At 69.0% G+C, this 26,170-nt stretch carries 26 protein-coding genes and 1 pseudogene; 10 read left to right on the top strand and 17 right to left on the bottom strand.

Features of this window, described 5'->3' with window-relative positions:
* Window positions 1-11: 11 nt before the first annotated feature.
* Entirely contained in the window at window positions 12-1,640 is a 1,629-nt protein-coding gene (locus DFO45_RS03890) for an FAD-dependent oxidoreductase (RefSeq protein ID WP_133863787.1), read from the bottom strand.
* A 291-nt stretch (window positions 1,641-1,931) separates the two neighbouring features.
* Between DFO45_RS03890 and DFO45_RS03895 the strand changes: the two genes are divergently transcribed.
* From DFO45_RS03895 to DFO45_RS03910, 4 genes are all read left to right on the top strand, one after another.
* The gene (locus tag DFO45_RS03895) at window positions 1,932-2,390 is read left to right on the top strand and encodes a hypothetical protein (RefSeq protein WP_133863788.1); all 459 of its coding nucleotides are present in this window, start codon (window positions 1,932-1,934) and stop codon (window positions 2,388-2,390) included.
* 82 nt (window positions 2,391-2,472) lie between these two features.
* Window positions 2,473-3,333 carry a sulfurtransferase gene (locus DFO45_RS03900; protein WP_133863789.1) on the top strand — a complete coding sequence of 287 codons (861 nt, stop codon included), beginning with the start codon at window positions 2,473-2,475 and terminating at the stop codon, window positions 3,331-3,333.
* An 11-nt stretch (window positions 3,334-3,344) separates the two neighbouring features.
* Window positions 3,345-3,599, top strand: coding sequence for a hypothetical protein (locus tag DFO45_RS03905; RefSeq protein ID WP_012171925.1), 255 nt, complete (start codon window positions 3,345-3,347; stop codon window positions 3,597-3,599).
* Window positions 3,600-3,914: a hypothetical protein gene (locus DFO45_RS03910; RefSeq protein WP_133863790.1), complete on the top strand. Its 315-nt coding sequence runs from the start codon at window positions 3,600-3,602 to the stop codon at window positions 3,912-3,914.
* Window positions 3,915-4,160: 246 nt separating this feature from the next.
* On the opposite strand, the gene phnN is transcribed toward DFO45_RS03910, so the two are convergent.
* The 9 genes from phnN to phnG form a co-directional block, all read right to left on the bottom strand.
* Window positions 4,161-4,739: a phosphonate metabolism protein/1,5-bisphosphokinase (PRPP-forming) PhnN gene (gene phnN / locus DFO45_RS03915; RefSeq protein WP_133863791.1), complete on the bottom strand. Its 579-nt coding sequence runs from the start codon at window positions 4,737-4,739 to the stop codon at window positions 4,161-4,163.
* Window positions 4,736-5,890 carry an alpha-D-ribose 1-methylphosphonate 5-triphosphate diphosphatase gene (locus DFO45_RS03920; RefSeq protein ID WP_133863792.1) on the bottom strand — a complete coding sequence of 385 codons (1,155 nt, stop codon included), beginning with the start codon at window positions 5,888-5,890 and terminating at the stop codon, window positions 4,736-4,738. The genes phnN and DFO45_RS03920 overlap by 4 nt, the downstream gene beginning before the upstream one ends.
* 15 nt (window positions 5,891-5,905) lie before the next feature.
* On the bottom strand, window positions 5,906-6,664 hold the full coding sequence (gene phnL, locus DFO45_RS03925; RefSeq protein ID WP_245517940.1) for a phosphonate C-P lyase system protein PhnL: 759 nt from the start codon (window positions 6,662-6,664) through the stop codon (window positions 5,906-5,908).
* Window positions 6,661-7,440 carry a phosphonate C-P lyase system protein PhnK gene (phnK, locus tag DFO45_RS03930; RefSeq protein ID WP_133863793.1) on the bottom strand — a complete coding sequence of 260 codons (780 nt, stop codon included), beginning with the start codon at window positions 7,438-7,440 and terminating at the stop codon, window positions 6,661-6,663. Before phnK ends, phnL begins: the two co-directional genes overlap by 4 nt.
* A 235-nt stretch (window positions 7,441-7,675) precedes the next feature.
* Window positions 7,676-8,173, bottom strand: a complete 498-nt coding sequence (locus DFO45_RS03935; RefSeq protein ID WP_133863794.1) for a GNAT family N-acetyltransferase — start codon at window positions 8,171-8,173, stop codon at window positions 7,676-7,678.
* Entirely contained in the window at window positions 8,170-9,045 is an 876-nt protein-coding gene (locus DFO45_RS03940; protein ID WP_133863869.1) for an alpha-D-ribose 1-methylphosphonate 5-phosphate C-P-lyase PhnJ, read from the bottom strand. The genes DFO45_RS03935 and DFO45_RS03940 overlap by 4 nt, the downstream gene beginning before the upstream one ends.
* Window positions 9,046-9,086: 41 nt before the next feature.
* Window positions 9,087-10,202, bottom strand: coding sequence for a carbon-phosphorus lyase complex subunit PhnI (locus DFO45_RS03945; RefSeq protein WP_133863795.1), 1,116 nt, complete (start codon window positions 10,200-10,202; stop codon window positions 9,087-9,089).
* Window positions 10,203-10,205: 3 nt separating this feature from the next.
* Complete coding sequence (gene phnH, locus DFO45_RS03950) at window positions 10,206-10,799, bottom strand: phosphonate C-P lyase system protein PhnH (protein WP_133863796.1); 594 nt, start codon at window positions 10,797-10,799, stop codon at window positions 10,206-10,208.
* Window positions 10,799-11,248: a phosphonate C-P lyase system protein PhnG gene (gene phnG, locus DFO45_RS03955; protein ID WP_133863797.1), complete on the bottom strand. Its 450-nt coding sequence runs from the start codon at window positions 11,246-11,248 to the stop codon at window positions 10,799-10,801. The genes phnH and phnG overlap by 1 nt, the downstream gene beginning before the upstream one ends.
* Window positions 11,249-11,465: 217 nt before the next feature.
* Here phnG and phnF point away from each other — a divergent pair, with 217 nt between their 5' ends.
* From phnF to DFO45_RS25480, 5 genes are all read left to right on the top strand, one after another.
* A complete protein-coding gene (gene phnF, locus DFO45_RS03960; RefSeq protein ID WP_332116574.1) occupies window positions 11,466-12,245 on the top strand; it encodes a phosphonate metabolism transcriptional regulator PhnF in 780 nt (259 codons plus the stop codon).
* A 36-nt stretch (window positions 12,246-12,281) separates the two neighbouring features.
* Window positions 12,282-12,890 carry a pyridoxamine 5'-phosphate oxidase family protein gene (locus DFO45_RS03965; RefSeq protein WP_133863798.1) on the top strand — a complete coding sequence of 203 codons (609 nt, stop codon included), beginning with the start codon at window positions 12,282-12,284 and terminating at the stop codon, window positions 12,888-12,890.
* A gap of 175 nt (window positions 12,891-13,065) precedes the next feature.
* A complete protein-coding gene (nifV, locus tag DFO45_RS03970) occupies window positions 13,066-14,265 on the top strand; it encodes a homocitrate synthase (RefSeq protein WP_133863799.1) in 1,200 nt (399 codons plus the stop codon).
* Between the two features lie 102 nt (window positions 14,266-14,367).
* Window positions 14,368-15,186, top strand: coding sequence for a serine O-acetyltransferase (gene cysE / locus DFO45_RS03975; RefSeq protein ID WP_133863800.1), 819 nt, complete (start codon window positions 14,368-14,370; stop codon window positions 15,184-15,186).
* Between the two features lie 150 nt (window positions 15,187-15,336).
* Entirely contained in the window at window positions 15,337-16,587 is a 1,251-nt protein-coding gene (locus DFO45_RS25480; protein WP_348633837.1) for an NUDIX hydrolase, read from the top strand.
* Between the two features lie 33 nt (window positions 16,588-16,620).
* Here the strand turns inward: DFO45_RS25480 and DFO45_RS03985 are convergent, their stop codons facing one another.
* The 7 genes from DFO45_RS03985 to DFO45_RS04015 all read right to left on the bottom strand — a co-directional run bounded on the left by DFO45_RS03985 (window position 16,621) and on the right by DFO45_RS04015 (window position 25,601).
* Window positions 16,621-18,432: a BatD family protein gene (locus tag DFO45_RS03985; protein WP_133863801.1), complete on the bottom strand. Its 1,812-nt coding sequence runs from the start codon at window positions 18,430-18,432 to the stop codon at window positions 16,621-16,623.
* Window positions 18,429-20,654, bottom strand: a complete 2,226-nt coding sequence (locus DFO45_RS03990; RefSeq protein ID WP_133863802.1) for a VWA domain-containing protein — start codon at window positions 20,652-20,654, stop codon at window positions 18,429-18,431. The genes DFO45_RS03985 and DFO45_RS03990 overlap by 4 nt, the downstream gene beginning before the upstream one ends.
* Window positions 20,651-21,682: a VWA domain-containing protein gene (locus tag DFO45_RS03995; RefSeq protein ID WP_133863803.1), complete on the bottom strand. Its 1,032-nt coding sequence runs from the start codon at window positions 21,680-21,682 to the stop codon at window positions 20,651-20,653. The genes DFO45_RS03990 and DFO45_RS03995 overlap by 4 nt, the downstream gene beginning before the upstream one ends.
* Window positions 21,679-22,287 (bottom strand): DUF4381 domain-containing protein, encoded by a 609-nt coding sequence (locus DFO45_RS04000; RefSeq protein WP_133863804.1) that lies wholly within the window; start codon window positions 22,285-22,287, stop codon window positions 21,679-21,681. Before DFO45_RS04000 ends, DFO45_RS03995 begins: the two co-directional genes overlap by 4 nt.
* A complete protein-coding gene (locus DFO45_RS04005; protein WP_133863805.1) occupies window positions 22,284-23,249 on the bottom strand; it encodes a DUF58 domain-containing protein in 966 nt (321 codons plus the stop codon). The genes DFO45_RS04000 and DFO45_RS04005 overlap by 4 nt, the downstream gene beginning before the upstream one ends.
* 25 nt (window positions 23,250-23,274) lie before the next feature.
* Window positions 23,275-24,285 carry an AAA family ATPase gene (locus tag DFO45_RS04010; RefSeq protein ID WP_133863806.1) on the bottom strand — a complete coding sequence of 337 codons (1,011 nt, stop codon included), beginning with the start codon at window positions 24,283-24,285 and terminating at the stop codon, window positions 23,275-23,277.
* Window positions 24,286-24,743: 458 nt separating this feature from the next.
* Window positions 24,744-25,601 (bottom strand): GGDEF domain-containing protein, encoded by an 858-nt coding sequence (locus DFO45_RS04015; RefSeq protein WP_133863807.1) that lies wholly within the window; start codon window positions 25,599-25,601, stop codon window positions 24,744-24,746.
* 476 nt (window positions 25,602-26,077) lie between these two features.
* Between DFO45_RS04015 and DFO45_RS25485 the strand changes: the two are divergent.
* A pseudogene (locus tag DFO45_RS25485) lies at window positions 26,078-26,170 on the top strand (flagellin); the annotation flags it as partial.

Consider the following 26,170-nt stretch of genomic DNA (forward strand, 5'->3'; position numbering starts at 1 on the left):
AGACCGAAAGCTCAGTGCTGCAAGGGGATCACGCGGGCGCCGCTGGCGGCGGGTTCGGCGGCGGGCGTCGCGCCGCCGGCCGCCTTGGCGAGCAGCACGCGGTTGACGGCGCGGGAGAAGTCCTGCCAGGCGGCGGCGACGTCGCGCAGCATCGCCTGCACATAGTCCTTGTCCGGCTTGTGCTCGGTTGGGAAGTTCGACAAGGCACACGAGGTGCGGTTGAAGGCGATGGCGTCGTCCAGAAGAGTCTGGAGAAAGACGCCGAAGGGCTTCTGCACCAGCGGGGTCAGGGCGGAGCGGCCGCGCTCCACCGCCACATCGTCCATCACGAACGGCAGGGCGGCCAGTTCATCCAGCGCCTCGCTGAAGACCCCTTCCACGGCGGCGAGCAGGGCGCGCTGGGTCAACTGGTCGCGCTGCTGTGTGGAGAGATCGCGGGTCAGGTGGCGGCGATAGGCATCGAGCGCCCCGTCATTGCGGCCGGCCACCCAGGCGGTGAAGCGGGCGAGGCAGGCCGCATTGGGGTCCACATCGGCCGCGAGGGTCTCGCCCTGGGTCGTAGGGCGCGGCAGGGTGCGTTCGATGCGGCGGGCGGCCTCAAGCGCGCCCTCCAGATAGCCGGCCCCTCGGGCGGCGGTTTCCGAGCCGCCGAAATGCAGCCGCCCCTCCCAGAAGGGACGGCGCAGCAGCGGCGGACCATGGTCCACATGCTCCGGCGCGGGCGCCGCGAGATCGCGCGTGCTGCAGGTGAAGGGCTCCCGCGCCCAGTCCTGATAGGCCTGCACGCCGCCCTCCACCGCGCTGCCGAAGAGCTGGACCATCTGATTGTCCATGAGCATGGGCAGGCCGGCGGCGAAGGCCTGCCGCAGCTCCGGCGCGAGGGCAAGGAAGCCGCCGAGCGCGGAGGGGCTGCCGCCCGGCCCGCAGGCGTCGTAAATCTCGCCCACCACGGCCTGCTCGTGCGTGACGAAGGCATTGCCGGAGAAGCCGGCCTCCCGCCAAGCGGCGCTGTCATAGGCGATGGCGACCTTGGCCTGCGCCGCCATCCATGTGGCGGTGCCCTCGAGCGCCTCCATCACATGGGGCTCCAGGGCGGGCGTGAAGCGGATGCGCTCGGCCACGAGACGTGGCGGCAGCGCAAGCACCACCGTGCGCGCGGTCATGGCGCGGGGACCGCTGTCGGTTGAGAAGGTGAGGCGCACGTGGTCGCCGGCATCCGCCACTTCGGTCAGGGCATAGCCGAGATAGAGCCGCCCGTCCGGCAGGGCGCCCGCCAGCGCGGAGACGAGTGCGCCGAGCCCCTCTGCGACACGGCGGGCATCGCCATGCACGAACCGCCCCGCGATGCGCTCCACCTTGGCGTCGGCCTCGCGCATGTGCAGAACGGTGCCGTCGTCGTGCTGCGGCAGGCTCTCGAAGCCGAGTTCCGCGAGAAGACCATAGATGAGCGGCTGATTGCCCGGCCAGAACCAGGCCGGCCCCAGGTCCAGCGGCAGGCCGGAGGCCGCGTGCTGTGTCAGGATTCGACCGCCGAGCCGCTGTCGCGCCTCGAACACCGCCGCGAAACGTCCCTGCCGGGCCAGACTGCGGGCGAGGGCCAGTCCGCACAGCCCGCCGCCGATGATCGCCGTCTCAAGCATGGCCGATGCCTCCGCATGCGCCGGATGCCGCGCACCTTCCGGGCGGGCGATCCGGGTGTGTGTATGCTCCAGCAAGAACCGTGCAAGCGCTTTGTCTGGAAGGGTTTCAATCAAGGGGCGAAGCCGTTTGTCGCACCCCGGCCGCGCATCGTGTGTGAAATCCGACGCGCCGGCCGCGGCCAATCGGCTGGGTGGGGAAAAGTGCCAGTCCACGCAATATCTTAAATGTAGGTCCCGCGGCTGGCACGCTTCTTGATGCCTCTCCAGCGAACCCTGTGCTGGAGACCATCCATGAACCTGTCCCTGGAGTTCGCCTCCTCTTCCCTCGACGAGATCAAGGCCGCGCTCGCGGGCGGCACGCTCACCTTCTATTCGGTCGCCCGCCCGCTGACCGCCGACCATAAGGTGGACCGGAGCGCCGTGCTCGCCACGCTCTCCTTCGCAAGCCCCGCCTTCGGCACGCCCACCGATGCCGGCGAGACGCCGCAGTTTGTGGCCAATCCGGTCCAGGGCGCGACCACCGGCACCTTCGGTTTCGCCCGCGCCACCACGGCGGACGGCACGGTCGTGGCGGATTTCTCCGCCGGCCCCGGTGATCGGGAGATCAAGCTGGCCGAAGTGTCCACTTCCCACGGCGCGCCGGTGCGTGTGGTGTCCTTCAAGTTCAATCCGGAGGGCGGCTGGCCGGAGCGGCCCGACTATTACGACACCCATCCGCGCGCGGGTTATCCGCTGCACAAGGCGCTCTGAAACCGGCAGAGGCGGCGTGGGTTTCTGCCCCGCCGCACCTGCCTTCCACCGTGATATCGCGTGAGCTGCGGGAGATCTGTCGATGTCGTCATCCGCCTTTGAAACGCCTGTCGTCAGCACCGAATGGCTCGCCGCGCATCTGGGCGAGGGGGATCTGCGCATCCTCGACTGCACCTGGCATCATCCGAGCACCAATCTGGATGGCCGCACGCAGTATCGGGGCCGTCATCTGCCGGGCGCGGTGCATTTCGACATCGATCAGGTGGCCGACAAGACCAACCCGCTGCCCCACATGCTGCCGAAGGCGGAGGATTTCGCCGCCAAGATGGGGCTGCTCGGTGTGGGCACAGGCGATCGCGTGGTGGTCTATGACCGGCTGTGCGGCGGGGCCGCCGCCGCCCGCGCCTGGTGGATGTTCCGGGTCTTCGGCCATGAGAATGTGGCCCTGCTCGATGGCGGCTATGCCAAATGGGCGGCCGAGAAGCGGCCCGCCGAGATGGCGCCGGTGCGGCCCGAGGCGCGCAGCTTCACCGCCGGCTTCAATCCGGCTCTCCTGCGCACGCTGGACCAGATGAAGGCGAATCTCGCCTCCGGTGCAGAACAGGTTCTGGACGCGCGCGGGCCCGGCAAGTTCGATGGCACGCAGGAGGATGTCTATGCCTTCACCAAGCGTGGCCATATGCCCAACGCGGTGAATGTGCCGTGGGGCGATCTTGTCGATAACCAGACGGGAGCCCTCGTCGCGCCGGAGGCGATCTCTGCCCGCTTCGCGGCGGCCGGTGTCGATCTCGACAGGCCCATCGTCACCACCTGCGCCTCCGGCATTCTCGCGCCCATGCTCTCGCTGGCGCTGAAGCTGCTGGGGCAGGAGGCCCCGGTCTATGACGGCTCCTGGGCCGAGTGGGAGCAGGTCGCCGACGCGCCGGTGGCGGCTGCCGCCTGAGGGAGGGCGCCATGTCGGATGCGGCGGAGACCCTGCTTTCCGGCGCGGAGTATGAACTCCTCGCCGGGCCGGGCGCGGGCGCCTACCGGCTCCGGTGCAAGCCGGAGCAGCGCGTGGCGCTGCTGGAGGGGGAGGATGCGGCGCGCTTCCGCGCCGATCTTGAAACGGTGCAGCAGCAGTTTCCCGGCTGCACGGCGGATCAGGCCCTGGCCCAGCTCTGGGATCAGGGCGGCTACAGCTGGCTGGCGGCGGAAGAGGAGGAGTGAATGGCGACGCTCGTGAAGACCACGCTGGATGGGCGCAAGCTGGAGGTGGTGGGCCTTGCCATCTGCCTCGACGGCAAGCTGGAAGCGCCCGATCTCATCGAGGTGAAGGAGCACCCCAACCGCCGCGCCATCTGGGAGGTGGCGCCGGAGGCCACCCATATGGCCGGCCGCGTGCCGCTGACACAGGACGAGGCGGAGATCGTCTTCCAGGCCTTCAAGGATGCGGAGGCGAAAATCCTCGCCAATCCGGTTGCCATCAATGAGCGTTTTCGTCTCGCCGCCAAATGGAAGGCGTGCGAGCAGGGGATCGAATAGCCGCCCGCTGCGCGGTCCCCTTTTGCAAGAGCCCTGTTCCCCCCTTGCCCTCCAGGCTCCCGCCTTCGGGCTTTCACAACCCGGAGAAATTCCGCATTTCAAGGAACCGCGGAACTCTCTAGGCCCTCGGTTTGACGCTATTCCTTTCGCAGAACGTGCGTGCTTCCGCGAAAATTGCTTCAGCTATGACGTGACCCCATGACTTGCCGGCCCGACCCTGTCGTGGCCGGCATTTTTTTGTGGGCGTCACGCCGCAGCCGCGCCGGCGCTGATGCGGCGCAGGAAGGCGGCAAGGCGTGCAGCGCCCTCCGCCACGGGGCCGGTGTTCTCGATCTCCAGATCGGCTGCCAGCGGCACGTCGGGCGCGCGGGTCAGGCGCTCGCGCACGTCCTCAGCACCTTCCCGGCCCCTGGCGGCGAGGCGCGCGGCGCGTACCTCCAGCGGCACGGTGATGTGCACGACCAAAAGCCGGGAAAACCGGCGTCGCGCCTCCGGCAAAGTGGCGCGTGATCCATTGGCGACCACCGTCTCCCCGGCGGCGATCCGCGCTGCCACCTCGGGTCCCAGCGCATAGGCAAGGCCATGGGCCCGCCACGCCAGCGGATAGCGCCCCGCCGCAAGCTCCGCCTCATAGGTGGCAAGGTCCACGGGCGTGTGGTCCTCGCCCGTGGTGTCGGTGCGCGTCACGAGGCGGCGGGCGAAGGATATCGCCGGCTCTGCCGTCAGCAGTCCGGCGGCGGCGGACATCAGCGTGTCCTTGCCGGCACCGGAGGGACCGACCACCAGCACCAGCGCGCCGGGGCCGAAGGGCGGCTGAGGGCTCATGCCACCCTCTGGCCCTCGCGCCAAACCGCGCGCGCCACCGGAATATCGCCGGCCATGGCGACGCGCACGAGGTCCGCCCGCTTGCCGGGCGCGATCTCGCCGCGATCGGAGAGACTGGCGGCCTCGGCAGGATTCTTCGTCACCAGCCGCACCGCCTCGGGCAAGGAGATGGTGGGCACACGCCGCGTCAGATCGAAAGGCGCCCAGAGCAGGCTCGCCGGCACATAGTCCGAGGACAGGATGTCGAGGAGGCCCTGCCGGGCGAGGTCTTCCGCCGAGGCATTGCCGGTGTGCGAGCCGCCGCGCACGAGGTTCGGCGCCCCCATCAGCACGCGGATGCCGGCCTCGTGCGACAGGCGCGCGGCCTCCACGGTGGTGGGGAATTCGGCAATGGCGATGCCGTCGCCGATGGCCTCTGCCACGTGCTCGGGAGTCGCGTCGTCATGGCTCGCCAGCACAATGCCGTTCGGGTGGGCGAGGGCCACCAGCCCCTGCCGGTTCGGCCGGGCGAGGCGGGTGTGATAATCCATGCGGGTCGCGACGATGACGTCCAGCTCCTCGTCGGTGATGCCGCTCTTCTTCTTGTAATAGGAGCGGAAATGCTCGGTGCTGGCGAACTGGCGCTGGCCCGGTGTGTGGTCCATCAGCGAGATGAGCTGCACCTTGTGGGCCGCGACGATAGCGGCGGCATCTTCAACCACCGTGTCGGTCGCCACCTCGCAGCGCAGATGCACCAGATGGTCCGCCCGCAGCACACCTGCGGCCCGCGCCGTGGCGAGCGCCTCCAGCAGTAGCGGGGCATCCCCATCCATGCCCACCGCCTTCTTGTCCGGCCAGACGCGCAGGCTGTCGAACACGGTGGTGATGCCGGAGGCGGCGATCTGCGCATCATGGGCGACGACGGCTGACACCGGGTTCCAGCGTACACGCGGCCGCGGCGCCAGATGGCCTTCCACATGGTCAGTGTGGAGCTCCACGAGGCCCGGGAGCAGATAGTCGCCTTCAAGGTCGATCGCCCCGGCGGGCACGGCGCCGGTGTCCACGCTGCGGATTGTGCCGCCCACCACCCGCACATGGCCTTCGAGGATGCGGTCCGCCAGCACGATGCGGGCGTTCGCGAAGATCTGTTCGCCGGTTCCGGTCTCGGACATGGGCTGTTCCTTCTGTCAGTTGGGCCGGGTGGCGAAGGCGGAGACGTCCACCACTTCGTCCGCCACCGCATCGCGCGTGTCCGCGTCATGGAAGATGCCGAGGAGGCCGGTGCCGGCGGCCTTCTTCTCGGTGATGAGGTCGATCACCACCTGCCGGTTCACTGCGTCGAGCGAGGCGGTGGGCTCGTCCAGCAGCAGGAGGGGCTGGCTGGAGATGAAGCCGCGCGCCACGTTCACGCGCTGCTGCTCGCCGCCGGAGAAGGTGGCCGGCGGCAGGCTCCACAGCCGCTCCGGCAGATTGAGGCGCGCCAGAAGCTCGCGGGCCTTCGCGCGCGCCTGCTCGGGTGCGACGCCTTCCGCCATCAGCGGCTCGGCCACCACGTCGAGGGCGGAGACGCGGGGAATGACACGCAGGAACTGGCTCACATAGCCGATGCGGCGGCGGCGCAGGTCCAGCATCTGGCGGGGGGCAGCATGGGCGACATCGACGGGGCCGGTCTCGTCCATCAGCCAGATGGCGCCGGCGTCCGTGCGATAGTTGCCATAGACCATCTTGAGGATGGAGCTCTTGCCGGCACCGGACGGGCCGCCGAGCGCCACGCAGGTGCCGGCGCGCACCTCGAAGCCCGCGCCATCCACCACCGGCAGACGGGCGCCGCCGCGCAGATGCAGCGTGAAGGCCTTGGCGAGGCTTTCCACCCGCAGCAGTGTGCCGGCGGGCAGGGTGGGAGGCAGCGGTGTTGCCGCCGTGTGGGGAGCGATGGGGAGCATCATGCGGCGAGCACCGAGGAGACGAGGAGTTGCGTATAGGGCTCGCGCGGATCGTCGAGCACCTGATCAGTCAGCCCCTCCTCGATCACCCGGCCTTCCTTCATCACCATGATACGGTGGGAGAGCAGGCGGGCGACGGCGAGGTCGTGGGTGACGATGACGACCGCAAGGCCAAGGTCCGCCACCAGCGAGCGGATGAGATCCAGCAGGCGCGCCTGCACGGAGACATCGAGGCCGCCAGTGGGCTCGTCCATGAAGACGAGGCGCGGCTTGGTGACGAGATTGCGGGCGATCTGGAGGCGCTGGCGCATGCCGCCGGAGAAGGCGCGCGGATCGTCATCGATCCGGTCCGGCTGGATTTCCACGCGGGACAGCCAGTCGATGGCCTCGTCGCGGATGCCGGCATAGTTGCGCCAGCCCACCGCCATCAGCCGTTCGCCCACATTGCCACCGGCGGAGACCGCCATGCGCAGGCCCTTCTCCGCATGCTGGCGCACGAAACCCCAGTCGGTGCGCAGCAGCAGACGTCGCTCGCCCTCGGTGAGGGAGGCGAGGTCACGAAGGGCACCGTCGCGCATGCGGTAGCTCACATGGCCGGCGGAGGGCTCCAGCTCTGTGGAGAGCAGGCCGAGCAAGGTGGACTTGCCGGAGCCGCTCTCGCCCACGATGGCAAGCACTTCGCCCGGATGGAGCGTGAGGGAGATATCCCGGCAGCCGAGGCGGGCGCCGTAATAGCGCGTCAGCCCTTCGGCGACGAGAAGGGGAGCATCGTCCGTCATGGCCGGGCCTCGATGACGTGTGTCTGGGGAAGGATGGCGGGCTGTCTAGCCGAGCGGCCATCTCGCTCCCCCCTTGCGGGGGAGGGGCAGGGAGGGGGGTAATGCCCTCTCCGAAAGGGTGAGGTCGCGGACGCCGACGGGTCCGTCAGACGTAACCGCGTCACCCCCCTCTCCAACTCTCCCCCGCAAGGGGAGAGAGGGCGCGTTGCGCGGGATAAGGCGGGTGCATTCCCGCTCATGGCACGGCCTCCACAGGCTCCGTGGGAGGGATCGCCTCACCGTCGGGCGTGAGGTCCACGTGCAGGCTCACGCCATGGCGGCGGAAGCCGAGGTTCTCGTAAAACTGGTGGGCCTTCACGCGCTTGGCGTTGGAGGAGAGCACCAGCTTGTAGCAGCCCTTTTCGGCGGCCTTCTTCATGGCGAAGCGCATCATGGCGCCGCCGACCCCGCCGCCCTGTCGGGCGGGAGAAACCACCACATCCTCGATGACGGCGGAGGGCGCGCCGAGGTGGCCGAGATTGTCCATCACCAGCAAGGCGAAGGTGCCGACGATCCCGTCCGCGTCCTGTGCCACATAGAGCACATAGTCGGGATAGCGGGCAAAACGGGCAAAGAGCGCCTTGGCCTCGTCCAGTGGCAGGATCTTTCCGTCATCCATGCCCGGCTGGGCATAGAGTGCGAGGACGTCCGGCAGGTCCTCCTCAGTGGCGGGGCGGATGGTGAGCGCACTCATTCCGCCGCCTCCGGAAGACCGCTCATCTCGCCGCGATGGCCCTCGGCCTGGCGGGTGTTGCAATGGTCGGTGTCAGAGCAGACGAACATGCGCCCGCCGCGATCATCAAGGATCACTTCGTCCAGATAGACGCCGGTGGCGCCGCAGAGCGCGCAGGGCTTGGCGAAATGCTGCACCTTGAAGGGGTGGTCCTCGAAATCGAGCGGCACCACCTTGGTGTGCGGGGGAATGGCATAGATGCGCTTCTCGCGGCCCGCGCCGAAGAGCTGGAGCGCCGGGCTGTCGTCCATCTTCGGGTTGTCGAACTTCGGGATGGGCGAGGGGTCCATCACATAGCGCCCGTCCACTTCCACCGGATAGGCATAGGTGGTGGCGATATGGCCGTGGCGGGCGATGTCCTCATAGAGCTTCACATGCATGAGGCCGTAATCGGCCAGCGCATGCAGCTTCCGCGTCTCGGTCTCGCGCGGCTCGAGGAAGCGCAGCGGCTCGGGGATCGGCACCTGATAGACCAGCACCTGATGCGCCTGAAGCGCGGTCTCGGGCACCCGGTGGCGGGTCTGGATGACGGTGGCGTCCTGCGTGCGCGTCGTGGTGGCAACACCGGCCGTGGTCTCGAAGAAGCCGCGGATGGCCACCGCATTCGTGGTGTCGTCCGAGCCCTGGTCGATCACCTTGAGCACATCGTCCGGCCCGAGGATCGCGGCCGTCACCTGAACGCCGCCGGTGCCCCAGCCATAGGGCATGGGCATTTCGCGGCTGGCGAAGGGCACCTGATAGCCGGGAATGGCGATGGCCTTCAGGATCGCCCGGCGGATCATCCGCTTCGTCTGCTCGTCGAGATAGGCGAAATTGTAGGTGATGGCCGGCATGCCAGCGGGCGTTGCGGCCTGTGCGGTTTCGAAGGGCGCGTTCATTCCGCCGCCTCCTGCTGGCTGGTCTCGGTGCCGTCCGCATGCTCGGCGCGCATCCGGCGCACGAGATCGAGTTCGGCCTGGAAATCCACGTAATGCGGCAGCTTCAGATGCTCCACGAAGCCGGTGGCCTGCACATTGTCGGAGTGGGAGAGGACAAATTCCTCGTCCTGCGTGGGGGCGGACTGTTCCTCGCCCAGTTCCTTGAAGCGGAGCGCGCGATCAACAAGCGCCACCGACATGGCCTTGCGCTCACTCTGGCCAAACACGAGGCCATAGCCGCGCGTGAACTTCGGCGGCTCGCTGGCGGAGCCCTTGAACTGGTTCACCATCTGGCACTCAGTGACCGAAATGTCCCCGAGCGGCACGGCAAAGCCCAGTTCCTCCACGAACAGTTCCACCTCGACCGTGCCGAAGCGGATCTCGCCCACGAAGGGATGGCTGCGGGCATAGCCGCGCTGGGTGGAATAGCCGAGCGAGAGCAGGAAGCCCTCATCGCCCCGCGCGAGATTCTGGAGGCGGAGGGGACGGTCGGCGGGGAAGCTCAAGGGTTCCCGGGTGAGATCGCGCGGCTCCTCGCCGGTGGCGGGCGCGGGCTCGATCAGCCCCTCGTCGCCCAGAAGATCGGTGACGCGGGGCATGGGACCGGGCTCCGCCGCGCCGTCCGCACGCGCGGGCTGGGCCTTGGGCGCTCCGGCCGCGCCGCCGGTCGTCGCGAGCGTCGGGTCGAGCAGGCGGTGGGTGTAATCGAAGGTGGGGCCGAGCACTTGGCCGCCCGGAATGTCCTTGTAGGTGGCGGAGATGCGCCGTTCCACGCGCATGCGGCCGGTGTCCACCGGCGCGCTGTAGCCGAAGCGGGGCAAGGTGGTGCGGAAGGCGCGCACGAGGAAGATGGCCTCGATGAGATCGCCGCGCGCCTGCTTGATGGCGAGCGCGGCAAGTGGGCGGTCATAAAGCGAGCCTTCGCTCATCACGCGATCCACCGCCAGCGTGAGCTGGCCGGCGATCTGGTCGATGCCGATCTCCGGCACCGACGTATCCCCACGCCGGGTCTCGGCGAGCAGGGCATGGGCGTTGCGGATGGCGGTCTCGCCACCCTTGACGGCCACATACATGGATCAGGCCTCCGCGGTGATGCGGGTGGAGCGCGGCAGGGCCGACACCAGCCCTGACGTGGTGAAGATGAGATCGACACCCAGCGGAAACAGCAGCCGGTTGTCGGCCCAGCGGGCGGCAAAATCCGCCGGCAGCGGCACCGCGCCGAAGCGGCGCGTATGCTTGATTCCCGGCCCTTCCAGCGTGAAAGGCGCATCAGTGAGATCGTCAACCGCGAGAATGAGCGTGGTGGAGCGATCCGGATACTCAGGCGTGCCCTGGGCGAAATCCGTGAGGGGCGGGAGCGCCGCCGGATCGCTGATGAGCGCGAGGCGCGCCTCGCCCGGCTCCGCGAGGATCGGGGCCCCGGTATGGAAGCGCAGGAAGTCCAGCACTTCGGCGCGGGCGGCGAGCTTCGCATCGAGCCAGAGAGGCGTCTCATAATCGGCGACCGCGAGGACGCAGGCGGCCATTTCGGGCGTGAGCGGTGCCGGAGGCTTGAGGCCGGTGGCGAGCGGCATCCGGTTGCCGGGGCGCGAGATGGCCCACATCACCGCCTTGAAGGTGGCCTGCGCCTCGCGGACGGGATCGGCGAAGCCGAGGGCAAGATCGGTCATCAGTCCTCTCCACGGACCATGGTGAAGAAGTTCACCTTGGTCGCTTCTGTCTTTTCTCGGGCGTCCGTTGCCTCCGCCGCGAGGCGGGCCCGCACGGGGCCAAGCGCCTCTTCCACCGCGATCCGCAGGGCATTGTCCTGCCAGAGTGCGTCGAGGATGGCGGCGGTTCGGGCCCGGTCCGGCGCCCGGCCGAGCAAATAGGAGACGCCGGTCGCGCCACCCTCGATGCGGACGGCCGCGCGGGTGACGGTGGCCTCGCCGGCATTGAAGGCATCGCCATCGCCGCCGATGCGGCCCCGCACCATGGCGAGTCCCACTTCGGCCGGGCGCAGGTCGTGAATGGGGGGCAGCGGCTTGAACCGCTCCACCGCTGCGGACAGCTCCTGCGCCGTGGCGCGGGCGAGCGTTCCCATGATCGCCAGGCGTTGCGTCGTGTCTTCCGCCGCCATTGTCGCCTCTTCGAACGATTGGCCCCGGCGCCTATCGGCGGGGCGAAGCTGAGGGGCTGGCGCGCGGGTCTCCGCTGCCAGACGTCGCGTGTTGCAAATCTCAAGGCGGACATCGGGCGTGTGCCCATCCCGCCGAAGCATCTGGACGGGATTTGTATAAAAGTCTATACAAATAGGCAAGCGCGAGCGGCGGAAAAATCGAAGGGGGCCACCGGTGGTGCAGGACGACAGTTTGGACGTGGCGGATCACGGCCCGATGACAGGCGAGCGGGACGGCGATCTGCGCCGCGGCAGCGGCGTGGCGCTCTGGAAGCAGATCGCCGAGACGCTGGAGGCGGAGATCGTCTCGGGTGCGCGCCCGGCCGGCGCCCGCCTGCCGGTAGAGGCAGAGTTGGCCGAACGGTTCGGCGTCAACCGCCATACGGTGCGCCGGGCGCTCGGCGTCCTCACGGAACGGGGCCTCGTGGAAGCGACGCCCGGCCGCGGTACCTTCGTGAAGGAGCCGCCGCTGCGCTATCCCATCGGTCCGCGCACCCGCTTTTCGGAAATCGTGCTGGCCAACGGCCGCGAGCCGCATGGCCGTTTCCTTGGGTCGCAGGTGGAGGCGGCGACGCCGGACGTGGCGCGGGAACTGGGCCTCTCGGTCGGCGACAGGGTGCTGCGCATCGACACCATGCATGAGGCGGACGGCGTGCCCATGTCCTGCGGCTCGTCCTGGTTCGTCCATTCCCGCTGTCAGGACCTCGACCTCATCTATGCGGCAACGGGCTCGCTCACCCGTGCGCTCTCCACCCTCGGCATCGTCGATTATCGCCGCAAGGAAACCCGCATCGGCGCGCGCATCGCCGACGAACGCGAGCGCATGCTCCTCGCGATCCCAGCCGGGCGCTCCGTCATGGTTCTGGAACGGGTGGATGTCGACATTGCCGGCATGCCATTACAGTGGGGCCGTTCGAGCTTCGTCGCCGACCGGGTCCAGTTGATCATCAAGCCCTGAACCGCCGCCCGCCCTATCCCGCCCCAGAGGATCGTCATGAGCCGTATCGAGACCGTCGAGCAACTGCGCAGCCACTACAAGGCGGTCTCGCCCCGCGCCGCCCAGAAGGTGTTGTCGAAGCTTGATCCGCACTGCCGCCGCTTCATCGGGCTCAGCCCCTTTGTCATGCTTGCCACATCGAGCCGCGACGGTGCCCTCGACGTGACGCCGCGCGGCGACCTGCCGGGCTTCGTGCAGGTGGCGGACGAGACCACGCTCATCCTGCCCGACCGGCCGGGCAACAACCGCCTCGACAGCCTCACCAACATTCTCGAAAACCCCGGCATCGGCCTGATCTTTCTCATCCCCGGCGTGGACGAGACGCTGCGCATCAACGGCACGGCGGAGATCCGGGTGGACGAGGATCTGCGTCGCGCCAGCGCGGTGGAGGGTAAGCTGCCGACCTCGGTCCTGCGCATCAGCGTGCGCGAGGCCTATCTGCACTGCGCCAAGGCCTTCATGCGCTCGCGCCTGTGGGACCCGGAGGCGCAGGTGGAGCGCTCCGTGCTTCCGACCCTTGGCCAGATGCTGAAGGACCAGATCGGTCTTGCGGAAGCCGAGAGTCAGGAAGCCATGCTCGCCCGCTTCCAGCATGCCATGTATTGAGCCGTCTGCGACGACGCGCTGTCGGTGAGCGGGCGAAACCGGACAATGCTGTCGGGCGTCCCCGCTCCCGGCCAGTACGGATGCTGATAAGCGGATTTAAAACAATGACTTAAGTGTTTGGCACAGCCGTTGCTACATCCCACGTGACCTCATTGTGTTCCGTGGGAGGCCTGCCATGCTCGCCAAGACACCCGCAAACCCCGCGCCCCTTCAGCGGACGGCGTTCCTGAACGACACCACGTTGCGCGACGGCGAGCAGGCGCCGGGTGTCGCCTTCACCCGCAAGGAGAAGATCGAGATCGCCGCCGCCCTTGCCGCCGCCGGCGTCCCGGAGATCGAGGCGGGGACGCCCGCCATGGGCGACGAGGAGGTGGAAACCATCCGCTCCATCGTCTCGCTGAACCTCCCGACGCGCGTCATGGCCTGGTGCCGCATGAGCGAGGACGACCTGATGGCCGCCGTCGCGGCTGGCGTGAAGATCGTCAATGTCTCCATTCCCACCTCCGACCGGCAACTGGCCGGCAAGCTCGGCAAGGATCGCGCCTGGGCGCTCGGCCGTGTGGCGGAGGTGGTGACACTGGCGCGTCGGCTCGGCTTCGAGGTGGCGGTAGGGGGCGAGGATTCCTCACGGGCCGATCCCGATTTTCTCTGCCGTCTCGCGGAGACGGCGAAGGCGGCGGGCGCCTTCCGCCTGCGGCTGGCCGATACGCTTGGCGTGCTCGACCCCTTCGGCACCTATGCGCTGGTGCGCCGGGTGGCCGCCACCACCGACATCGAGCTTGAGTTCCACGCCCATGACGATCTCGGCCTTGCCACCGCCAATACGCTGGCGGCGGTGATGGGCGGGGCGCGCCATGCCAGCGTCACCGTCGCCGGGCTCGGCGAGCGCGCGGGCAATGCGGCGCTGGAGGAAGTGGCCATCGCACTACGCCAGACGGCGCGGGCGGAGACCGGCATCGCTCCGGCCGCGCTGAAGCCGCTGGCCGAACTGGTGTGCGGCGCCGCCGCCCGTCCGGTGCCGCGCGGCAAGGCCATCGTCGGCGCGGATGTGTTCACCCACGAGTCGGGCATCCACGTCTCCGGCCTGCTCAAGGACCGGGCCACCTATGAAGCTCTGAATCCGGAACTGTTCGGGCGTGGCCACACCGTGGTGCTCGGCAAGCATTCCGGTCTTGCGGCGGTGGAGAAGGCGCTGGCCGACGAGGGCATCACCGTGGATGCGGTGCGCGGACGCGCCATCCTCGACCGGGTGCGGGCTTTTGCCGTCCGCACCAAAGAGAATGTTTCCCGCGAGACGCTGCTGCGCTTCTATCAGGACAGCTTCACCGAGCCCGCGCTGCGCCTGCGGCGGGCCGCCGTGGAAGGCGCAATCTGACGCGCATGCGGGTTCGGGATCGATCATCAAGCCGGCGGAACAGCCGGCGGACACAAGGCCGGCCCTGCCGGCCGGACCGGTTGCGGAGAGGACGAGATGATCATGGGCTCGCGTCATCGCGCGGCGGCCGCTCTTGCGCCTGTCGCTGGCGTCACCCTGGCGCATGAGGAGCGCCCCAGCCTCTGGCGGCAGATCCGCGAGGATGTGGCCTGCGTGAAGTCACGCGATCCCGCCGCCCGCGGCACGCTCGAAATCCTGCTCACCTATCCCGGCGTGCATGCGGTGATCTGGTATCGGTTGGCCCACCGTCTCTGGCGCGCGAACGTGAAATTCCCGGCCCGCTTCCTGTCCTGGCTTGGGCGTCTGGTGAGCAATGTGGACATCCATCCGGGCGCCCGCATCGGCCGCCGCTTCTTCATCGATCACGGCGCCTGCGTGGTCATCGGCGAGACGGCCGAGGTGGGGGATGACGTCACGCTCTATCACGGCGTGACACTGGGCGGCACCTCCTGGACCCCGGGCAAGCGTCACCCGACCCTTCAGGATGGCGTTCTGGTGGGGGCGGGTGCGAAGATCCTCGGCCCGATCACCGTTGGTGCCGGGGCCCGTGTCGGCGCCAATTCCGTGGTCATCGAGGACGTGCCGCCGGGCATGACGGTGGTGGGCATTCCCGGACGCGTGGTGAAGCCGCTGGCGGAGCGTCGCCGTCTGGGGGACGGTCGCATCGACCTCGAGCATCACCTGATGCCCGATCCCGTGGGGGAGGCGGTCTGTTCGCTGCTGGACCGCATCGAGTTCCTCGAGGCGCGCCTCGCGCACCATCAGGAGCAGGGGCATCCCGGCGCGGACCTTGGGTTGCCTGAAAGCGCGGCGGGCTCCCGCCAGGACCGCTTGCCGAAGGATCACAGCAGCGCGGCCTGATCCATTGCTCGGTATTGATCGGCGCCGCGACGCGTGCGGGATCATGCCGCTTGTTCCATGGGCATAAGGCCGCCCGTCCTGACGCGGCTTTGGGCTGGAAGCGATGGCCCTTCCCACTATTATGCCGCTCCGAATCAGGAAAGGAGCGCCATGCCCTCCGCGCCGAAGGTTCGCGCGCAACGCCGGATCCAATATGCAGCTCTTCCCTATCGCCAGCGGCAGGATGGCGAGGTGCAGATCCGCCTCATCACGTCCCGCGAGACGCGGCGCTGGGTGATCCCGAAGGGCTGGCCGATGAAGGGCCTGTCGCCCGCGAAGGCGGCTGCGCGCGAGGCGTATGAGGAAGCCGGCCTGCTGGGCAGCATCTCGACCGAGCCGCTCGGCATGTATTCCTACGACAAGCGCCTGACGCTCCAGACGGTGCCTTGCGACGTCATCGTCTTTCCCATGAAGGTGAAGCGTTACATGAAGAACTGGCCGGAGCGTGCCGAGCGCTTCGGCTTCTGGTTCTCCATCGAGAGCGCGGCGGCGGCGGTGCAGGAAGAGGAACTGCGCCAGATCATCCTCGCCTTCGGCGCCATGATGGCGGATCGCTTCGCCAAGAAGCGGTCCCGTGCGCCCGTCAGCACCGAAGCGGAAGACGCCTCCGAGGACGCGGAAGGCGCGGCGGCCGACCGGGCCCGCAAGGCTCTCGCCGCCAAGACGAAGGCGGCCAAGGACAAGGCCGCCAAAGACAAGGCTGCGAAGGAGAAGGTCGCGGCAGATGCGGGCCCCATGAGCGATGGGCTCGGGACGTCGGCCAAGGGCAAGGTGACCGGCGGCAAGGCGACGAAGGCCAAGGCCACCAAGGCGAAGCCGGTCAAGGCCAAGGTGGCCAAGGCCAAGACCGTTTCCAGCGATGTCGTGCCCAACGTTCAGGATGCGGCGACGCCTGTGGTCACGCCCGCAAAGGCGAAGGCCAAGCCTGCCAAGCCCAAGGCCGCGAAGTCGGCGGGGGCCAAGCCGAAGGCGGCAAAGGCAAAAGCGGCGCAGGCGGCATCCATGACGGAGGTCCCCGCATTCGATGGTTCAGCGCCGTCCCCGGCGACGGCCAAGGCGCGGGCGTCCAAGGCGGGCTCGACCAAGCCGCGCGTGGCCAAGGCGAAGGCTGAGGCGGAGGCCGTTGCAAGCGCGGCCAAGCCCAAGGCCGCCAAGCGCAAGGCCGCGCCCAAGGCAAAGGGCGGCCCGAAGCCGAAAGGGCCCGCGGCCAAGACCAAGAGCGCCGCCGCGAAGCGCGCGAAGGGCAAGACGGGCGTGGTGCCGGGCACCGTGGCGAGCGCCGCTGCCAAGGGCAAGGACGCGCCGGCCGAGGTTCCGGCCGGCTGGGCCCTGAAGCTTCCCCCCTCGACCACGCGCCACTGAGGCCGCAGCCACTCGGCCCTCCGCCGCTCGCGTTCAGCGTGCCGTGGGATAGAGCGGCGCCAGTCGGGCGCCGCGCTCCTGTCGCGCGCCCTTGCGGCGGGCGCGTTGCTCGGCGTGGAAGGCGGCGCGCAGCCTCTTTGCATCGAACGGACGCGGCGCCGTGCCATAGAGCGCGTCCTGCAGGGCGGTGAGGGCTTGCGCCAGAGCGGGCGTCACCGGCACCGGAGCTTGCGTGCCCGTGGCGGAGAGGCGCAGCCACGCCATCAGGGCGCGATGGGCGAGGGCGGCGTTGCGGGCCTTGCAACCGGCCTCAAGCGCCGCTTCCGCCTGCGCCAGCGTGGCGATGCTCGCGTTCGCGGGATCGCCGGCCTCTGCCGCCTGGGCGATCCGCCGGCCCCGCCGCCAGCGCTCCAGCCGGCGCAGCCCGGCCATGACCACCGCCACGAAGAGGCAGAACAGCGCGATTTCCGCCGCCAGCACGAACCAGGTCCGCCAGACCGACCAGAGGCCGAGCGCGCTGCGCAGCAGGCTGGTATCGGACGCGACGGCCGGCGGCGGCGTGCGAGCCGAGCCGCCGGTTCCCGACATTGCCGCTGCAACGGGGGCTGCCGCGGTCTGAGGGGCGCGCGGATCGGCCGCGACGGTGAAGGTCTCGGCGGGGAGGGTGGCGGTCTCCTGCCTCTGCGTCGCCGTGTTCCACCAGCCCAGCTCGATGGCCGGCAGGGTGAAGGTGCCGGAGCGGGTGGGCACCACGGAGACCGTCTTCGTGAGGAGTGCACCGGGGGCGCCGCGCACGGGCGCGCTTTCCGTCCGGCTCTGCTCCTCATACTGACGCACGCCCGGCACCTCCGCGAGGGTCAGGGGCGGCAACTGGTTCGGCCCGGCGCCCTCCGCCTCGACGCGGATGGTGCGGGTGAGCACCTCGCCCACTTTCACGTCCTTCGGCGGCTTGGCCCACTCGCTGCTGATGGTGAGGCTGCGCGCGGGGAGGAACCAGCCCTTGGCGTCGGCCGGCCGCTCGCGCACCGTCACCGTCAGCGGGTTGGACTGGACCGTGAGGTCGCGCACGCTCGGGAAATTGGTGTCCCACGGGTTGGGCGGCTGCGGCCGCCCCAGCGCGCCGGCGATATCCGGCGGCAGCTGGCCACCCGTATAGGCCGGCACCTTGGCCTCCAGGGTGACAGGCGGCACCTCGATGGTGCCACTGCGCTGGGGACGCATCAGATAGCTCTGCTCGATGACCTGATAACGGTAGCGGCCGATGGTCCGGTAATAGGCCCGCTGTTCGCCCTGCGGCGTGAAGCTGGCGCCGTCGGCGGAAATGCGGCTGATGCCGCCGCCCCGCAGCCCGAGCCGGTCATAGACCCGCACCGTGACCGGCACGTCGCTCTGCACGAAGGGCTGCACGTCTCCGGCCTCGAGGCGCACGAAGAGCGTGCGCTCGTCGGTGAGGGCACCGCCCGTGCTCGGCACCACGTTCACCGCGACCGGCGCGGTGGAGAGGCCGGCGAGGGAGATGGCCGGGATCACCAGCCGTCCGGAGCGCTTGGGGGCGAGCGTGACCAGCCATTCGTTCACCGGCACCCGACGTCCGTCCACGACCTCGGTGCGGCTGCGCCGGCCCTGTCCGACGATGTCGAAGTCCCGCGTCAGCGGCGTGAGATTGGGCGGCTCGCGGCCGTCGCCCTCGGTGAGGGCGATCACCACTTCCACCGTGCCGGTGGAGATGAGCGTATCCGGCGTCGCGGAAAGGGTCAGCCGGGGGGCGGCCTGCGCCAGCACGGGCAGCACCAGAAGTGCGGCGGCCAGCAGCAGGGCGGGCAGGATGGGGAGCGGGCGGCTCATGGCTGGTTCACCCCTTCCACTTCCGGCGGGCGGCCCGTGTAGTGCGCGCGGATGCGGGCGCGCAGAAGGCCCATGGGGTCATCCGGCACCATGCGCAAAGCCTGCTCGCGGTTCTGGTCCTCGGGCGTCATCGGGCGCAGGCCAAACGGCGCGAGCGCCATGCCCGGCTGGTCACCGCCCTGCTGGGCCGGCTGGGCCTGCTGGGGCGCTTGTTGCGCGGGCTGGGGCTGCTGGCCCGGCTGCCCCTGCGGGTTCGGCTGCGCCGGCTGCGGCTGGGCGGGCGTGTTCCCTGGGGCGCGCGGATCGGGCTTCGGCGCCTCCTTGCCGTCCTTCTGGTCCGGCTTGGGTGCGTCCCTTCCGTCCTTCGGGTCGGGCTTGTTGGCGTCCTTGCCCTCCTTCGGGTCAGCCTTGGCCGGATCGTTGCCCTGATCCTTCGGCTGGGGCTTCGACTGGTCCTTCTGGTCCTGACCCTGCTGGGGCTGGTTCTTCTGGCCGGGATCGGGCTTGGGCTGGGCCTGCTGAGGCTGCGGGCCGGACTTCGGGTCGGGCTTCTGCTTGCCCTCGTCGTCGCCGTCCGGCTTCTTGTCCTTCTGGTCCTGCTGCCCCTGATCCTTCTTGTTCTGGTCCTTCTGGTCCTTCTGGTTCTGGGGCGTGTTCTGCTTGTTGTCGCCCTTGTCCTGTTTGTCCTGCTGCTGCTTGTCCTGCTGGTTTCCGCCGCCGTTCTTGTTGTCCTTGTTCTGCTGGTCCTGGGGCGGGGGCTGGGGCAGGTCCATCTTCTTCTGGTCGTCGATCAGCTTCTGCACGAGGTTGCGGTTGTAGATGGCATCCGCATTGTCGGGATTCTGCTTCAGGGCCTCGTCATAGGCCTTCACGGCGTCGTCGAGCTTTCCGGCGCGGGCCAGTGCATTGGCCTGGTTGTAGGCGCCGTTCGGCAGGCGGGAATAAGCCTCTGCCGCCTTCTCATAGTCGCCCGCCTTATAGAGCGCGCTCGCCTGCCAGTCGGGATTGGCGAAGCGCGCGGCGGCGCCCTGATAGTCCTGGCTCTTGAAGGCGGCGGCCGCCTGCTGGTCCGGCGTCTGCCAAAGGTCGCGCCAGCGTTCGCTCAGGCTCGGCTCCTGCGCGCGGGCCGGCGTCAGTGGCGCGGCCCCGGCCAGCAGTCCGAGCAGCAGGATGGCGATCCAGCCGCGCCGGAAGGCGAGTGGCGCGAAAAGTGCGACCACCACGAGGAGCACGAAGGGGCCCATGTCCGCCCACTGATCGGCGGCAAGGCCGCTGTCCTGCAACTCGCCGGGCTTGGCGGGGCCGTCCACGCCGCTTTGAGCGAGGATGGTGTCGATGTCCCGGTCGCCCACGGTAAGGGGCGTGAAGACGCCACGCCCGGCGATTGCCACGTCCTTGAGGCCCGCCTCGTCCATGCGCGTCGTGAGGGGCGTGCGGTCGCGGCCGGTGAGGGGGCGCCCGTCGAAGGCGACGAGCGGGGTCGGTGCATCGCGGCCGACGCCGATGACGCTCACATGATAGCCCGCATTGCCTGCGGAGGCGGCGGTGGCCTTGGTCTGTTCGGGCCGGTCTCCGAGCCCGTCCCCAATGAGGATGATGCGCCCGGTGGGCGCGCCCGTGTTCTTCAAGAGGTCGATGGCCTGCCGGATGGCGATATCCGGCCGGTTGTCCATCACCGGCATGAGGTCGGTGCCGATCTCCGGCAGCATCTGCTGGACGACCCGGGCATCCTCGGTGAGGGGCGCGGCAACGAAGGGCGCATCGGCAAAGACGATGAGCGCCACCTGCCCGCCGCGCATCCGGTTCAGGATGTCCTCCACCTTGTGGCGGGCAGCGGCGAGACGGGTGGGGTTCTGGTCCGTGGCGTTCATGGACTGGGCGAGGCTCAGCACCACGACTGTGGGATCGATCCGGTCGAGAGCCGGCGTCGGCAGTTTCTGCCAGGCGGGGCCAGCCATGGCGATGATGGCCAGCGCATAAGCGGCCAGCAGGGCGAAGACGGGCCAGCGCCCGGCGCGGCTGCGGTCGGTGAGGGCGAGGTGGCGCAGCAGATGGGCGTCCACCAGACCCACCCATGCGCTCTGGCCCGTGCCCATGCGTTTCCACACGAGTGCGGCGATCACCAGTGCCGGCAGCAGCGCCAGCAGCCAGTCCGGCCGCAGGAAATGGAAGTCCGCCGGCAGCAGATGGCCGCTGGAGATCTGGGCGAGGCGGCCGTTCATGGCGCGGCCCCCTCAAGGTTCGGGGCCGGCGCTTCGGCCTGCGCCGTGCGGCTGCGGGCCGGCCACAGCCAAACGAGGCCAAGGAGGAAGCTCAGCACCAGGGCCGCGCCGAGCGGCCACTGGAAGAGCGAGACGGTGGGGCTGAGATAGAGCGGCTCGCCGCTCACCGGCTCCATGCGGTCGATGTCGTTATAGATGGCGGCCAGGCCCGCTGCGTCGCGGGCGCGGAAATAGCGCCCGCCGGTCATCTGGGCGATCTGCTCCAGCGCACCTTCGTCCAGGTCGAAGGAAGGGTTCACCATCCGCTGGCCCACGGCGAAGGCATCGGCGCCGACACCGATGGTGTAGATCTTCACGTCATTGGCCTTGGCGATCTCCGCTGCCGGGATCGGGCTCAGCATGCCGGAATTGTTGGCCCCGTCCGTCAGCAGCACCAGCACCCGCTGCTCCTGCGGGCGGGTGCGCAAGGTCTTCACGGCGAGCGCGATGGCATCGCCGATGGCGGTCTCCTGCCCCGTCATCCCGATGGACGACGTGCGCAGCAGATCGCGCACCACGTTGCGGTCGAAGGTGAGGGGCGCCTGCACATAAGCGCGGGTGGAGAAAAGAATGAGGCCGATGCGGTCGCCCTTGCGCTTGGCGATGAAGTCGTCGGCAACCCCCTTGATGATGGTCAGCCGGTCCACCGGAATGTTGTCGTACGACAGGTCCTGACGCGACATGGAGCCGGAGAGGTCCACCGCCAGCATCAGATCACGCCCCTCCACCGGAATGGGCACGGGCTTGCCCACATAGGCCGGGCGCATGGCGGCGCCCACCAGCAGCAGCCAGATGACGGACAGGAGCGCGAGGCGCACCAGACGCCGCCGCCGTCCGCCCTCGGAGACGAGGCCGGCACCGGCGATCTCGTGGAAGAAGGGCAGGCGCAGCGCGCCCGCGCGCCGCTTCGGCGCCGCCGGCATCAGGAAGCGCACCAGCAGGGGCAGGGGCAGGAGGGCGGCGGCCCAGAGCCATTGGAACTGGATCATGCGTGCCCCCGGATCCAGCGCCGCAGCGCAGCCACGAGGGCGGCGCGGTCCATGCCCGCCGCTTCCTGCGCACCCGGCGGCAGATAGGGAGCAACCGCGAGGAAGCGGCCGATCTCCTGCGGCAGCGCGCCCTTGCCCTGCGCCAGATAGGCCTGCCAGTCGGCGCCGGTGAGCACGGCCGCCTGCGCGCCGCCACGCGACAGCAGGATGCGGCGCACCAGCACCGCTGCCTCTGCCCCGACCGCGCGGGCATCCGCATAGCGGACGGTATCCCTCGCGATGGCGTCGAGCGCCCGCTGGGCCTTGTAGCCGAGCGTCTGGCGCCGCCGCCATTCCAGCAGCGCGGCCAGCAGCAGGAGGACGATCACGAGGCCGAGCAGCATCCACCAGCCCGGCGCCAGCGGCCAGAAGGAGACGGGTGCGGGCAGATGGATGTCTTTCAGCGCGATCAGCGGGTCGGACGCGCCGGGATCAAGCCGCAGGGCCGGGGCTTGCGCGCCTGCATCCGCGCCGCCGGGCGCCGCCGGGGCGCTGCCGGGCGCGGGCTGGAACTGCGCGAGGCGCAGGAGCGCGTCACCGCGGGGCAGGGAGAGGCTCGCGATCACGCCGCCGCTCCCGCGCGCATCTTGCGGGCCAGCCGCTCGGGGTGGAGCGCTTCGGCCGGATCTTCCCCCGTGCGCAGCATGAGGAAAGACATGCCCCGCGAGCGGGCGGCCTCTTCCACGGCCTCCCGGCGCATGGCGAAGCGCCGGGCATAGGCCTGCCGCACGGCATCCCGATCGGCATCGAGGGTTGCCACCGCCTCTCCATCGCTCACCGGATAGGCGCCGCGGGCCGGTGTTGCCGCCTCCAGCGCGTCATAGACGAACACGTTGGTGATATGCGCATGGTGCGACAGGCGGTTCAGCTCCTTGGCCGCCTCGCCGTCGAAATCATGAAAATCGCTGACGATGAAAACGAGCGTGCCCGGCCGCGCCGCGTGGCGCAGGCGGGCGAAGGCCTCGGCCAGAGATGGTTCGACCTCCGGTGGGGGCACGCCGAAGCCCACCTGCGTCGCCTCGGCCATGCCCTTCACGAAGCCCAGCACGCGCGAGCGGCTGCGCTCGGCGCTGAAGACCTTCAGCGCATAGGGCGTCACGAGGAGGCCGCCCACCCGGTCGCCGCCATCCATGGAGGTCCAGGCGAGCACGGCGGCGGCCTTGGCGGCGAGCACCGACTTGAAGCAGGCGCGGGTGCCGAAGCGCATGAAGGCCCGCGCATCCATGAGGATGAGGACGGGGCGCTCGCGCTCTTCCTGGAAGAGCTTGGTGTGGGTGCGGCCGGTGCGCGCGGTGACGCGCCAGTCGATGGTGCGGATGTCGTCGCCGGGCTGATAGGCCCGCACCTCGTCAAACTCCATGCCCCGGCCGCGGAAGGGCGAGCGATAGCCGCCCATCTGGCGGGTGCGCACGCGGCCGGACGTGCCGAAGCCGTCGCGCCCGCCGGGACGGGCGGCGATCAGTTCGTCCAGCCGGGCGACGAGGCCCGTGAAGGCCGGGCCGGAATAATCGGGTGCGGATGGGCTCATGGCAGCGCCGCCGGACGCACCGTCCTCACGCCACCGGCACGCGGGCGAGCAGGGTGTCGAGGAAGCGGTCGGTGGTCATGCCGTCCGCCTGCGCCTCGAAATTGAGGAGGATGCGGTGGCGCAGCACAGGCTTGAGAATGGCCTGCACGTCCTCCGGCACCACATAGTCGCGGCCTCGCAGCCAGGCATGGGCGCGGGCGCAGCGGTCCAGCGAGATGGTGCCGCGCGGGCTGGCGCCGAATTCGACGAGGCCGGCGAGATCCTTGCCATAGAGCGCCGGCTGGCGCGTCGCGAAGACGAACTGGAGCAGATATTCCTCCACCGCCTCGGACATGTAGGTGGCGAGCGCCTGACGGCGGGCGGAGAAGATGACCGCCTGGCTCACCTTCTCTCCGAAAGCGACGCTCTCGCCCTGCGCTTCCCCGCGCACGAGGCGCAGGATCTCGCGCTCGGCGGCGATGTCGGGATAGTCCAGCTTCACATGCAGCAGGAAACGGTCGAGCTGGGCTTCGGGCAGCGGATAGGTGCCCTCCTGCTCGATGGGGTTCTGCGTCGCCATCACGAGGAAGAGCTTGGGTAGCGCATAGGTGGCACCGCCCACCGTCACCTGCCGCTCCGCCATGGCTTCCAGCAGCGCCGCCTGCACCTTGGCGGGCGCGCGGTTGATCTCGTCCGCGAGGATGAAATTGTGGAACACCGGGCCGGGCTGGAAGCGGAAGGAGCCGTCCTCGGGTCGGTAGATGTCCGTGCCCGTGAGGTCAGAGGGCAGCAGGTCCGGGGTGAACTGGATGCGCTGCTCGTTGCAGTCGATGGCTTTTGACAGCGCCTTGATGGCCTTGGTCTTGGCCAGGCCCGGCGCACCTTCCACCAGCAGGTGCCCGTCGGCGATCACCGCCACCAGCAGCAGGTCCACAAACTGCGGCTGCCCGAGGATGGACCGGTTCATGTAATCGGCGAGGCGCTTGAAGACCCGATGGAGGCCATCCTGCGCCGCGGCGGGCACGGGGGCCGAGAGGGCATCGTCAGTCAGGGTCATCGTGCAGCCAAGGTCCGGGTTGGAGCGTCCATGTTAAGGACCTCTATACCCCAGAGGTGCGACGCACCCAAACGGGAGACAAGGTTAAAATTCGGTCACCTTGTCACGTTTTGGCGGGTGGGCGCCGCCGCTTCAGCCCGCGCGTCGCGAGGCGCGGGCTCGTGCAAGAGCGCCGCGCCGCCGGGCGGCTGCCCTTAGGGTGCGCCAGCGCAGCAAATTCAGTCCGTGTCATCGGCCACGCTCGACCGGCCACGGCCGGCTTCGGGGGAAGACGGATTCCCGCGTTTCGGTAAACTCTGACTCAACAGGTGCCGGATGCGTGTCGTTGCCGGGCCTGAGGTATCTGACGGAGGGCTGGTGTCTGAAGGCGGAGCGCGGCGGGAAAGTTCAGGCCCGAAAATTTGAGAAGGACACAACGTTCCGCTTTGTCGCAGCCGTCGTGGCTCGACCGTCCGTCCTCAGGCCGATGCCGCGGCCGTCGCGGCATCGGTGGCGGCCAGCATGGTCCGGTCCCGTCCCGCGGCCTTTGCCGCATAGAGCGCCTCGTCGGCGCGGGAGATCGCGGCGGTGAGGCCGGCCTGATCATAGGTCCGCACGTCGGCGAGGCCGGCAGATACGGTGATGCGGCCGCTGCCCGAGGGGTGTGGCACGTCGCGCGAGATGGCCCGGCGGATACGCTCCACATGCACGAAGGCGGCTTCGGCACTCACGCCCTTGAGGATCATGACGAATTCCTCGCCGCCGAAGCGCGCGAAGGCGTCCGTGCTCCGGGTCACGTCCTGCGCCGCGTCGGCGAGGTTCTTCAGCACCGCGTCGCCGGCCGGATGCCCCCAGCCGTCATTGATCTTCTTGAAGTGGTCGATGTCGAACAGTGCGACGGCGGCGGGCAGTCCCGAGCGCTGGCAATCCCCAAGAATGCGCATCGCCTGTTCGTCAAAGCCGGCGCGATTGGGCAGTTGGGTGAGGACGTCCCGGCGGCTTTCGATCATCAGCCGTGCTTCGCGCAGATCCCGATGCCGCAGGGTGCGCAGGGCGAGAATGTAGAAGATGAGGATCAGTACGTCCGAGACCGCCCAGGCCCAGTCCAGAACGGCGATCTCGCGCCCGTGATGAACGATGCTCTCGTTATAGCCCGAGGCCAGCGCCAGGGCGCCGATCATCAGCACGATGATCGCTCCTGCATAACGCAGCGTCGCCGGCCGCCGCAGGTTTCGCACATAGTGCTGCGCATGCAGCAGCGACAGGACGCTCGCCCACATGCACAACCCGGACGTCGCGAGCCGCAGGATGAGGAAGCATGTCTCGTCGAGGCGCACGGTTTCTCCTGCGTTTCTTAGCCTGCATCATGCATGTGGGTACCGTGGCAGGCGAGGGAAATCGTGACCGGCATGCAAGGCGCGCGTACCTCGATGGGGATAGGCCCGTCATCATGCTGTGCCGGTTCTGCCTGCCTCATCGGACTTCCGGCGGGGGTATCGCCGCGAAGGGGCTCGAACGGGATGCTGAACCTCGTCCAAGCAGACGGCCGGTTCCGCAGGGTGGAAGAGTGATCCCCCGATCATTTGCCTTCTGAGCGGCCTGTCTATTCGGTCGCACCCCTCCCGCAGGGTGCCGTCCATATTGCTGCTAGCTTCGCGCAAGCTTCATCGCTATTATAGGTTGCATGGCAGATTGAGCGCTCAAAGCGCGCCGGGGCAAGTCCCCACAGTCAAAGGCATGAAGCCGTTCTGCCATACCGGTTCAGCCCGGAATGTCCCGACATCACCACTCATTCCATGATGGGACATCAATCATGACCAGCATCATCACCAACAATGCCGCCAGCGTCGCCCTCGCGACCCTGCGCTCCATCAACGACAGCCTCAACACCACCAACGACCGCGTC

The sequence above is a fragment of the Azorhizobium sp. AG788 genome, from assembly GCF_004364705.1.
GTDB classification, from domain to species: domain Bacteria; phylum Pseudomonadota; class Alphaproteobacteria; order Rhizobiales; family Xanthobacteraceae; genus Azorhizobium; species Azorhizobium caulinodans.